Below are 10,205 nucleotides of genomic sequence, written 5' to 3'. Positions count from 1 at the left end.
GGCGTTGACTTTTGGCACGCTGTTGAGTTCTCAAGGAACGGACGCTTCCTTTGTACTCACCCTCTCGGGCTTTCCTCCGGGCGCTTCCCTTCGGTATTTCGTGTTTCCAACCTTACCAGATCCGTTTTCCGTTCCGTTCCCGGTTCGGATTTCATTTCCGGTGGCCGTTGGAGGGCCTTTGCCTTTCGGCGTGTTCACTACTTTAGCGGATTCCCTCCGCAACTCATAATCGAGTCTCGCGAGTTCGAATTCCGGCATGCAGGCATGCGAAATAAGACCCCGCTGAGGGGAAGTCGTCAGGTAGTGGTTGGTCGCTCCCGGCTGCTGGCAGACTGCCGTACCCGGTTCAAGCGACTCGGACCACCTTACGGAGGCACCGATCCTGCGTCAAGTCCGGCGGCGTCGGGGCGTATGGGCCCGATAAGGGCTCACCGTAGGGTCGTTGGCCACCCAGAAGCGCCACGGGTGGACGCCGCCCTCGCCCGCGACTCCTGTGCGCGGTCCGCTGCTGACCTGGTCGGACGTGACCGGGGTGCCGGTCAGCACAGAGAAGGGGGAGGACGGGTCCCCACAGACGTCGGCGCCGTCGAGCTGGCGGTCCACGTCGAGAGCGGTGGCCAGGCGTGCGGGGCCTTTGGCCAGTTCCTTGTCGTTACGGGCCGAGAGTCGACGCTCGCGGGCCAGTTCCACGCCCTTCGTGATCTCTCCCGCGCGCAGCAGGACCGCGCCGGCCATGCCCTCAGGGCCGCACACCAGGTTCATGCAGTGCCACATGCCGTAGGTGAAGTAGACGTACATGTGTCCTGGCCGGCCGAACATCACGCTGTTTCGGGCGGTGCGGCCGCGGTACGCGTGGGAGCCGGGGTCGACCTCTCCCGCGTAGGCCTCGACCTCTGTCAGGCGGACTTCGATCGGTCCTGCCGCCGAGTCGCGCACGAGGATGCGGCCGAGCAGGTCCGGGGCGACCTCCAGGACCGGGCGGTCGAAGAAGTCTCGGGTGAGAGGCGTACGGTCAGGGCTCGCGATCATGCCGTACGAGCGTACTGCACATGGTTCTGGTTCACGGGTGGTCCTCGGGCCGCCCGGTTGCCAGGGTGGTGGGGCGGAACCGCACACGGTTCTCTCGCGTTTCTATCGATCAAGTATTCAAGTCGGGACGAGCCACGGGCGGCGGCCCGGGGATGGAGTGTCATGGGGTTCAAGAAGCTGCTCGCGAGTCTCGGGGCCGGCGGTGCCTCGGTGGAGACCGTGCTGACCGAGGTCAACGTGGTCCCGGGCGGCGTGGTCCAGGGTGAGGTGCGGATCCAGGGCGGGTCCGTGGACCAGGAGATCGAGGGGCTCTCCGTCGGTCTGCAGGCCCGGGTCGAGGTCGAGGGCAACGACCAGGAGACCAAGCAGGACATCGAGTTCATCAAGCAGCGGCTCGGTGGCGCCTTCACGCTTCAGGCCAACCAGGTGCACGCCGTGCAGTTCAGCCTGGAGATCCCCTGGGAGACCCCGGTCACGAGCATCGACGGGCAGCAGCTGCGTGGCATGGACATCGGTGTGACCACCGAGCTGGAGATCGCGCGCGCCGTGGACTCGAGCGACCTGGACCCGATCATCGTGCACCCGCTGCCGGCGCAGCAGGCCATCCTGGACGCCTTCATCCAGCTCGGCTTCCGCTTCAAGAACGCGGACATGGAGCGCGGTCACATCCGCGGTACGCGGCAGAAGCTGCCGTTCTACCAGGAGATCGAGTTCTACCCGCCGCAGCAGTACCGCGGGCTCAACCAGGTCGAGCTGAGCTTCGTCGCCGACGACCGCGAGATGGACGTCGTCCTGGAGATGGACAAGAAGCCGGGTCTGTTCAGCGAGAGCAGCGACTCGTTCCGTTCCTTCAAGGTCGGGCTGAACGACTTCCACGGCACCGACTGGGCGGCGTACCTGAACGAGTGGCTGTCCCAGGTCGGCAGCAAGCGCAACTGGTTCTAGGCTCGGAGAGGATCAGCGAGGACCAGCAATCAACCAGGAGGTGCCTACGTGACCGAGCTCAAGAGGCCGCCGCTTCCCCATGACTTCCATCCGTCCGTGCCGTCGTTCACGGTCGTGAGCGAGGACTTCGAGCCGGGTGCGGTCCTTAAGGACGCTCAGGTCCAGGCGGCCGGGAACACCTCGCCGCAGCTGCGGTGGGAGGGCTTCCCGCCGGAGACCAAGAGCTTCGCCGTGACGTGCTTCGACCCGGACGCCCCCACGGGGAGCGGGTTCTGGCACTGGACCGTCTTCGACATCCCGGTCTCGGTGACCGAGCTGCCGAGTGGCGCGGGCAGCGGCAAGTTCGAGGGGCTGCCCGAGGGTGCCGTGCAGGTGCGCAACGACTACGGGGCTAAGGAGTTCGTGGGTGCGGCGCCGCCGCCCGGCGACCCGGCGCACCGCTATGTGTTCACCGTGTACGCGGTGGACCAGGAGAAGCTGGGTCCCGACTCGGACGCCACGCCCGCGGTCGTCGGCTTCAACCTCCGGTTCCACACGCTGGCGCGTGCTCAGGTGATCGCGGAGTACGCGGCTCCCGCGGAGAGCTGAGTGACCCTCAGATACTGAGCGTTCACCGATTGTTTGCCCGCCTCTGGTCATGGAAGTGATCAGAGGCGGGCATTTTTTATTGCGTTGTCCATCTCGGCGTGCCCGGCCAGAGTTGATCCCAGCCCGCCAGGCGGTGGGCCGGTGCATACGGGAGGTGGGCAGGTTGATGCGGGACACGCTGGTGCTGAACGCGAGCTTCGAGCCGCTCTCGACGGTGTCGCTCAACCGAGCCGTCGTTCTGGTGCTCCAGGACAAGGCCGTGGTCGAGCACGCCCACCCCGGACTGCGCGTGCGCGCGGCGGCCATCGACATTCCCGTGCCCCGCGTCATCCGACTCTGCAGATACGTGCGGGTGCCGTTCCGAAGACAGGCTCCATGGTCGCGGCGGGGTGTGCTGGTGCGGGACCAGCACCGGTGCGCGTACTGCGGCAGGCGCGCCACGACGGTGGACCACGTGGTCCCGCGGTCGCAGGGCGGCGCCGACTCCTGGCTGAACACGGTGGCGTCGTGCGCGATGGACAATCACCGCAAGGCGAACCGGACCCCGGAGGAGGCCGGTATGCCGTTGCTCCGGCAGCCGTTCGAGCCGACGCCCGCCGACGCGATGTTGCTCGCGCTCGGCCGGGAGGAGTTGGCCTCGCTGCCGGAGTGGCTGGCGCAGCCCGCGCCTGCGGCCTAGCGCTCCCCCGTCAGTCGATCGGCGGCTGTTCGCGGCGCTCCTTGCCCTGTGCGGGCACCGAGCCGCCGCCTCCGCCCAGCGGGCCGAAGTTGCCGAGTGCGCCGCCGAGGCCCTTGAGGGCGTCGCCGATCTCGCTGGGCACGATCCAGAGCTTGTTGGCGTCGCCCTCGGCGATCTTCGGCAGCATCTGGAGGTACTGGTACGAGAGGAGCTTCTGGTCCGGGTCGCCGGCGTGGATGGACTCGAAGACCGTGCGGATCGCCTGGGCCTCGCCCTCGGCGCGCAGGGCGGCGGCCTTGGCCTCACCTTCGGCGCGCAGGATCGCGGACTGCTTCTCACCTTCGGCGCGGAGGATCTCCGACTGCCGTACACCTTCGGCCTGGAGGATCGCCGCGCGCTTGTCGCGGTCGGCGCGCATCTGCTTCTCCATCGAGTCCTGGATGGAGGTCGGCGGCTCGATCGCCTTGAGCTCGACGCGGTTGACGCGGATGCCCCACTTGCCGGTGGCCTCGTCGAGGACGCCGCGCAGGGCCGCGTTGATCTCCTCGCGGGAGGTCAGGGTCCGCTCCAGGTCCATGCCACCGATGATGTTGCGCAGGGTGGTGACGGTGAGCTGCTCGATCGCCTGGATGTAGCTGGCGACTTCGTAGGTCGCGGCCCGGGCGTCGGTCACCTGGTAGTAGATGACGGTGTCGATGTTCACCACGAGGTTGTCCTGGGTGATCACCGGCTGGGGCGGGAAGGGGACGACCTGTTCACGGAGGTCGATGCGGTTGCGGATCGAGTCGATGAACGGGACGACGATGTTCAGACCCGCGTTCAACGTGCGGGTGTAGCGGCCGAAGCGCTCCACGATGGCGGCGCTCGCCTGCGGGATGACCTGGATGGTCTTGATCAGGGCGATGAAGACCAGCACCACCAGAATGACCAGGACGATGATGATTGGTTTCATCGTGTTCCCCGTACCCCTCTTGCCTCGGCGAAGATCTTGCTGGTCGAGTCTGTCAGACCGTCATCCGGCCCGTGGGGCATTCACATGACGACGGCCGTCGCTCCGTCGATCTCGACGACGTCCACGGCTTGGCCCGCTTCGAAGGTGCGGTCCGTGTCGAGTGCGCGGGCCGACCAGACCTCGCCCGCGAGCTTGATGCGGCCGCCGGAGCCGTCGACCCGTTCCAGGACGACGGCCGTTCTGCCCTTCAACGCCTCTACGCCCGTGGTCAGTTCGGGCCGCTGGGAGCGGTGCCGGGCCGCGACCGGGCGTACGACCGCGATGAGCGCGACCGAGACCGCGGCGAAGACCACGACCTGCAGCACCATGCCGCCGCCGAGGCCCGCGGTCACGGCGGCGGCGACAGCGCCCACGGCGAGCATGCCGAGCTCCGGCATCGCGGTCAGTACGAGCGGGATTCCGAGCGCGGCGGCTCCGATCAGCCACCACACCCATGCGTCGATGTCCACCCGGTCATGGTAGGACCGCGGGTCCCTTCCGGGACAGGGCGCCGATCAGCTGAGCGGAAGGCCCGTGGCGGTCCAGCGGTCGTTCCGCTGCTCGACGACCAGCGGGAGGCCGAAGCAGAGGGAGAGGTTGCGGGAGGTGAGCTCCAGCTCAAGCGGACCCGCGGCGAGCACCTTGCCCTGGCGGATCATCAGGACGTGCGTGAAGCCGGGGGCGATCTCCTCGACGTGGTGCGTGACCATGATCATCGAGGGGGCGATCGGGTCGCGGGCGAGGCGGCCGAGGCGTCGTACGAGGTCTTCGCGGCCGCCGAGGTCGAGTCCTGCCGCGGGCTCGTCGAGGAGCAGCAGCTCGGGGTCGGTCATCAGGGCGCGGGCGATCAGGGTGCGCTTGCGCTCGCCCTCGGAGAGCGTGCCGAACTTGCGGTCGAGGTACTCGCTCATGCCGAGGCGGTCGAGGAAGGCGCGGGCGCGCTGCTCGTCGACGTCCTCGTAGTTCTCGTGCCAGCCGGCGGTCATGCCGTACGCGGCGGTGAGGACCGTCTGGAGGACGGTCTGGCGCTTGGGGAGCTTGTCCGCCATGGCCATGCCGGCGATGCCGATGCGCGGGCGGAGCTCGAAGACGTCCGTGCCGGGCTTGCCGAGGGTCTCGCCGAGGACGGTGGCGGTGCCGGTGCTCGGGAAGAGGTAGCTGGACGCGACATTGAGGAGGGTGGTCTTGCCGGCGCCGTTCGGGCCGAGGATGACCCAGCGCTCCCCCTCCTTGACCGACCAGGAGACCTGGTCCACCAGAGCCCGGCCCTCGCGGACCACAGATACGTCCTCAAGCTCCAGTACATCGCTCATGAGCGCGCTGTCTCCCATTGCAGTCTCGGTCGTCGCTCGCGCCTGTGGACGCGGCCCCCGGATAAAACCTACGCCACCGGCCGACCGTTCCTGTCGTGAGGCCGGTCCTTAGGCTGTGTGCATGCTCTCGGAACCACGCTCAGGACGCCTGGCCGCATGGGGAAATGCCCTATTGGCCGGACTTGTTTCCCCGGATGACGCGGTGCTCGCGATGGTCGGCGAGGACGCGGTGCACCGGGTCGAAGGACTTCCCGGCGAGTCGGGCCCGGTCGGGCTCACGCTCGCCATGGGGCGGCTGCGGACGCTGGGGGTGACCGGTCTGCGGGTGGCACTGCCCGCGCCGGGGCATCCGCTCGGGCTGAGCGGGCCGCCCGAGTTCAACGCGCGCGCACTGGAGGCGGAGGAGGCGGTCGTCGGTTTCGGCGCGCCGTACGGGCTCGTTCCCGACGTGTACGAGGCGGGGCCCGACGGCGACGTCCATGTGGAGGTCGTCTGGCACTGCCTGCCCGTGCGGGAGGCGCCGCCCGCCGACGTGCCCTCGCTGGGCGAGGCGGAGCGGGAGCTCGCGGAGGCGCTGCGGGAGGCGACGCAGGTGCTGTCCCGGCTCGATGTGGCGGGGTCGGGGCCGGTCGCCGAGGCGGCGCTCGACGCGTACCGGGCGCGGGCGGAGCGGGGGCGCGAGCTGCTCGCGCCGGGGTATCCGCCGCGCGCGGTCCGGGTTCTGGAGCTGGCGCAGCGGGTCGGTCTGCTGATCTCGCTGGCGTACGAGAACGGGCATGGCGGGGCCGTGAGCGCTTCGGAGATGGCCGCACGGGTGCAGGCGCTGCGTCCCGTGGAGCGGACGGCGCGGCGGGCGCAGGTCGCGGCGTTCAACTCGTACGTCGAGGAGCGGGAACGGGACGGCGGGCGCTGAGCGATGACGCGGGCCCCGCGGACCTGCTCGGTCCGCGGGGCCCGTGCCGGGGCTTGCGCCTCAGTGGTTCACCGTGTGGTTGGCGAACGCCGGGTTGAGGACACCGATGACGTTCACGCTGTTGCCGGTGGCGTTGACCGGGACGTGGACCGGCACCTGGACGAGGTTGCCGGAGCCGACGCCCGGGGAGTTCTTCGCGACGCCGTTGGCCTGGGCGTCCGTGGCGGCGGACGCGGCTCCGGCGGACGCGCCCGCGGCGAGGCCTGCGGTGACGACGGCCAGGGCGGCCTTCTTGGCGATGCTGTTCATGGGACGTGCTCCTCCTGCTGTCATGAGCGACCCCGGTGGCGGGGTCACGGGATGTGCGGCTCGCAGGATGCGATCAGAGGTTCTTGCAGACGTTGCCGAACACCGGGTTGAGGCCGCCGATGACGGTGACGGTGTTGCCGCAGACGTTCACAGGGACGTGGACCGGGGCCTGGACCAGGTTGCCCGAGAGGACGCCGGGGGAGTTCTTCGCGACACCGTCGGCCTGCGCGCCGCCGTGGGCGGAGGCCATGCCGGCGCCGGCCGCAACCAGGCCACCGGCCACCATCGTGACAGCAGCGGCCTTCTTCAGGTTCTTCACTTCTACATCCTCCTGAGCAGAAGCTGCGGCCAGCCGCCGCAGCACGCACTGGAGAACGCCCGGACTCCCCCGGGGATACGCCATCCGGGGGACATCCACACGACGGTATGAATCTCAGACCGGAAGTCGACGGCCCCTCCTGGCCCATCGGCTGCTCAGCCGGTCACGCCGTGCCGCACGGCCCAGAGCGCGGCCTGGGTGCGGTCGGCCAGGTCCAGCTTCATCAGGATGTTCGAAACGTGCGTCTTGACGGTCTTCTCGGAGAGGACGAGGGCGCGGGCGATCTCGCGGTTCGAACGGCCGTCGGCGATCAGGCCGAGGACCTCGCGCTCGCGCTCGGTGAGGGAGCCGCCCCTGCCCTGCCCGCCGCCCGTCTCCTCCTGCGAGAGCAGTGCGCCCGCGACCTCGGGCTGGAGCAGGACGTGCCCGGCGTGCACGGAGCGGATGGCGCCGGCGAGGGCGTCCGGGTCGATGTCCTTGTACACATAGCCCGCGGCGCCGGCGCGCAGGGCCGGGACGACCGTGCGCTGCTCGGTGAAGCTGGTGACGACGAGCACGCGCGCGGGGTTGGCCAGCTCGCGGAGCTTGCGCAGCGCCTCGACGCCGTCCATGCCGGGCATCTTGACGTCCATCAGGACGACGTCCGGCTTCAGCTCCTCGGCCTGGGCGACTCCTTCGGCGCCGTCCGACGCCTCGCCGACGACGTCGATGTCCTCCTGGATCTCCAGGAACGTGCGCAGGCCGCGGCGGACCACCTGGTGGTCGTCGACCAGCAGCACCCGGATCCCTGTCTTCGTGTTGAGCGCGGCGTCAGCCACCGGGAACCTCCATCTCGATCGTCGTGCCCTTGCCGGGCTCCGATTCCACGGTCAGCCGTCCGCCGACCCCGCTCGCCCGGTCCCGCATGGAGACCAGGCCCAGGTGCCGCCCCGCGCGCCGGGTCGACTGCGGGTCGAAGCCCGAACCGTCGTCGACGACACGCAGGACGGCTCCGGTGCCGCGCTTGTCCAGCAGCACGGCGACGTGCTCCGCGCCGGAGTGACGCAGCGCGTTGTGCAGGGCCTCCTGGGCGACCCGCAGCATGGCTTCCTCCTGCGAGGCGGGCAGCGCCCGCACGCCGTTGCTCTCGAAGGTGACGTGTGCGGAGTGCGCGCGGTCCAGGACGTGCGTGTGGGTGCGCAGGGTGGCCACCAGGCCGTCCTCGTCGAGGGCGGCGGGGCGCAGCTCCACGACGGCCGCGCGCAGCTCGTCCGCCGCCTCGGCCGCGAGCACCGCCACCTGCTGCAGTTCCCCCTTGGCGCGGGACGGGTCGCGGTCCACCAGGGCGGCGGCCGCCTGGGCCGTCAGGCGCAGCGAGAAGAGCTTCTGGCTCACCGCGTCGTGCAGTTCGTGGGCGAGGCGCGAGCGCTCCTCGGCGATGGTCAGCTCGCGGCTGCGCTCGTACAGCCGGGCGTTGGTGAGGGCGATGGCGGCGTGCTGGGCGAGGATGGCGAGAAGCTCCGCGTCGTCCTCGGTGAAGCCGCAACCGCCTTGGGGCTTGGGGCAGTTCTTGTTGGCGAGGAAGAGCGCGCCGAGCGTCTCGCCGTCGGAGTGGATGGGCACGCCGAGGAAGTCGGACATGTCCGGGTGGGCGGAGGGCCAGCCTCCGAAGCGCGGGTCCTCGCGCACGTCGCCGAGCCGGACGGTCTCGCCCTTCTGGAGCATCGAGGCGAGGATGCCGTGCTGCCGGGGCAGGGGGCCGATGGCCTTCCACTGGTCGTCGCTGACGCCGTCGACGACGAACTGGGCGAAGCCGCCGTGGTCGTCGGGGACTCCGAGCGCGGCGTACTCCGCGTCGAGCAGCTCGCGGGCCGAGGCGACGATCGTCTTGAGGACGTCACGCACCTCCAAGTGCCTGCTCATGGCGAGGAGCGCGGAACTCACCGCGGTCAGGCCGGATCGGGGTCCTTGACTCATGGTCACAACCGTAGCGGCGGGGTGTGACAGTGCGTATCCGACCAGTGGAGGCCCCCGCCTAGGTCCTGGGGCCTAGGTCCGTGGTCCGGCGACGCCCATCTCCTACTCCCGGATGAGGCCCCTCACTGAGAGCGTTGCGGCGGCAACTCCTGGTGAGACCGTTACGTCGCTGATGTGAGGCCGCGCATAGGACGCACATCACGTACGAAGACCCCTAGTGGATGAGGAATCCCTTTACGCGAACGGGGTAGGTGCCCGATTCGGGCGTCTCTGTACCCCCTGATCCACTACCCGGCATCGTACGTCACACCTTTGCCACACATTTTTGCGGCCGCTAAGAATTGCTCTCGTCGCTCGGCGCCGCGGTCTTCCCGACCGCGGCGTTTTGCCGGAATGCACCATGTCCCCCGCCGGCCGGAGCGACCTCCGCTATTCGAAGAGGTCCAACTCGCATGTCCATGCACAGCACCCCTGGTCATAGTCGTTCCACCGTGACCAAGGCCCAGAAGTTCTCGATCGCCGGTGTCGCCACGCTCGGCGCCGCTGCCCTCGCGTTCTCCCTCGTGCCGGGCAGCGCCGATGCGGGAACCAAGACCCAGAGCCTCGATGCCGCCCCGGTGGCCTTCAAGCAGAACGTCGAGGCCGAGCAGGCCGTCCGCGCCGGTGTCATCAAGCAGCACAGCAGCGCCGACAAGAAGGCCAAGGACACCGCCGCGAAGGCCGCCGCCGACAAGAAGGCCGCCGACGAGGCCGCCGCGAAGAAGAAGGCCGAGGACGAGCGCAAGGCCAAGGAGGCCGCGAGCCGCGCCGCCGCCCGCAAGCCCGTCTACGCCAACAACCTCGACGGCTGGATCCGCCAGTCCCTGGACATCATGAAGGCCAAGGGCATCCCCGGCTCGTACGAGGGCCTGCACCGCAACATCATCCGCGAGTCGGCGGGCAACCCGCAGGCCGTGAACGGCTGGGACATCAACGCCATCAACGGCACCCCGTCGATCGGCCTGCTCCAGGTCATCAAGCCGACGTTCGACGCGTACCACGTCGAGGGCACCTCCACGAACATCTACGACCCGGTCGCCAACATCACGGCCGCGGCCAACTACGCCGCCGACCGGTACGGCTCGATGGACAACGTGAACGGCGCCTACTGAGCCTTGATCGCC

General features: G+C 69.3%; 13 protein-coding genes and 1 pseudogene. 6 read left to right on the top strand and 8 right to left on the bottom strand.

What is annotated here, in order from left to right; all coding sequences use genetic code 11:
* On the top strand, positions 1 to 229 hold a 229-nt coding region (locus ACZ7LU_RS30950; RefSeq protein ID WP_392133596.1), incomplete at its 5' end, for a hypothetical protein.
* Positions 230 to 387: 158 nt separating this feature from the next.
* Here ACZ7LU_RS30950 and ACZ7LU_RS30945 read toward each other — a convergent pair.
* Positions 388 to 1,029, bottom strand: a complete 642-nt coding sequence (locus tag ACZ7LU_RS30945; protein ID WP_468317108.1) for a DNA-3-methyladenine glycosylase — start codon at positions 1,027 to 1,029, stop codon at positions 388 to 390.
* A 162-nt stretch (positions 1,030 to 1,191) separates the two neighbouring features.
* On the opposite strand from ACZ7LU_RS30945, the gene ACZ7LU_RS30940 reads away from it, so the two are divergent.
* The 3 genes from ACZ7LU_RS30940 (at position 1,192) to ACZ7LU_RS30930 (ending at position 3,241) form a co-directional block, all read left to right on the top strand.
* Positions 1,192 to 1,974, top strand: coding sequence for a sporulation protein (locus tag ACZ7LU_RS30940; RefSeq protein WP_398307789.1), 783 nt, complete (start codon positions 1,192 to 1,194; stop codon positions 1,972 to 1,974).
* Positions 1,975 to 2,022: 48 nt separating this feature from the next.
* Positions 2,023 to 2,562, top strand: a complete 540-nt coding sequence (locus ACZ7LU_RS30935) for a YbhB/YbcL family Raf kinase inhibitor-like protein (RefSeq protein ID WP_398307787.1) — start codon at positions 2,023 to 2,025, stop codon at positions 2,560 to 2,562.
* A gap of 166 nt (positions 2,563 to 2,728) precedes the next feature.
* The gene (locus ACZ7LU_RS30930; protein WP_398307785.1) at positions 2,729 to 3,241 is read left to right on the top strand and encodes an HNH endonuclease; all 513 of its coding nucleotides are present in this window, start codon (positions 2,729 to 2,731) and stop codon (positions 3,239 to 3,241) included.
* A gap of 10 nt (positions 3,242 to 3,251) precedes the next feature.
* Here the strand turns inward: ACZ7LU_RS30930 and ACZ7LU_RS30925 are convergent, their stop codons facing one another.
* From ACZ7LU_RS30925 to ACZ7LU_RS30915, 3 genes and pseudogenes are all read right to left on the bottom strand, one after another.
* On the bottom strand, positions 3,252 to 4,193 hold the full coding sequence (locus ACZ7LU_RS30925; RefSeq protein WP_398307783.1) for an SPFH domain-containing protein: 942 nt from the start codon (positions 4,191 to 4,193) through the stop codon (positions 3,252 to 3,254).
* Positions 4,194 to 4,273: 80 nt separating this feature from the next.
* Positions 4,274 to 4,702, bottom strand: coding sequence for an NfeD family protein (locus tag ACZ7LU_RS30920; RefSeq protein WP_468317112.1), 429 nt, complete (start codon positions 4,700 to 4,702; stop codon positions 4,274 to 4,276).
* Between the two features lie 312 nt (positions 4,703 to 5,014).
* Positions 5,015 to 5,545, bottom strand: a pseudogene (locus tag ACZ7LU_RS30915) (ABC transporter ATP-binding protein); the annotation flags it as partial.
* A gap of 121 nt (positions 5,546 to 5,666) precedes the next feature.
* On the opposite strand from ACZ7LU_RS30915, the gene ACZ7LU_RS30910 reads away from it, so the two are divergent.
* Positions 5,667 to 6,458 carry a hypothetical protein gene (locus ACZ7LU_RS30910; RefSeq protein ID WP_471918600.1) on the top strand — a complete coding sequence of 264 codons (792 nt, stop codon included), beginning with the start codon at positions 5,667 to 5,669 and terminating at the stop codon, positions 6,456 to 6,458.
* Between the two features lie 60 nt (positions 6,459 to 6,518).
* Here the strand turns inward: ACZ7LU_RS30910 and ACZ7LU_RS30905 are convergent, their stop codons facing one another.
* The 4 genes from ACZ7LU_RS30905 to ACZ7LU_RS30890 form a co-directional block, all read right to left on the bottom strand.
* Positions 6,519 to 6,767, bottom strand: coding sequence for a chaplin (locus ACZ7LU_RS30905; RefSeq protein ID WP_398307775.1), 249 nt, complete (start codon positions 6,765 to 6,767; stop codon positions 6,519 to 6,521).
* 73 nt (positions 6,768 to 6,840) lie between these two features.
* Positions 6,841 to 7,086, bottom strand: a complete 246-nt coding sequence (locus ACZ7LU_RS30900) for a chaplin (protein ID WP_398307774.1) — start codon at positions 7,084 to 7,086, stop codon at positions 6,841 to 6,843.
* A 155-nt stretch (positions 7,087 to 7,241) separates the two neighbouring features.
* Positions 7,242 to 7,904 (bottom strand): response regulator, encoded by a 663-nt coding sequence (locus ACZ7LU_RS30895; protein WP_398307772.1) that lies wholly within the window; start codon positions 7,902 to 7,904, stop codon positions 7,242 to 7,244.
* Positions 7,897 to 9,042 carry a GAF domain-containing sensor histidine kinase gene (locus ACZ7LU_RS30890; RefSeq protein WP_398307770.1) on the bottom strand — a complete coding sequence of 382 codons (1,146 nt, stop codon included), beginning with the start codon at positions 9,040 to 9,042 and terminating at the stop codon, positions 7,897 to 7,899. The genes ACZ7LU_RS30895 and ACZ7LU_RS30890 overlap by 8 nt, the downstream gene beginning before the upstream one ends.
* 452 nt (positions 9,043 to 9,494) lie before the next feature.
* On the opposite strand from ACZ7LU_RS30890, the gene ACZ7LU_RS30885 reads away from it, so the two are divergent.
* Positions 9,495 to 10,193 carry a transglycosylase SLT domain-containing protein gene (locus tag ACZ7LU_RS30885; RefSeq protein WP_398307768.1) on the top strand — a complete coding sequence of 233 codons (699 nt, stop codon included), beginning with the start codon at positions 9,495 to 9,497 and terminating at the stop codon, positions 10,191 to 10,193.
* Positions 10,194 to 10,205: the final 12 nt, after the last annotated feature.

The sequence above is a fragment of the Streptomyces sp. NPDC039462 genome, from assembly GCF_055639375.1.
This window is presented reverse-complemented; position numbering and strand designations above follow the sequence as displayed.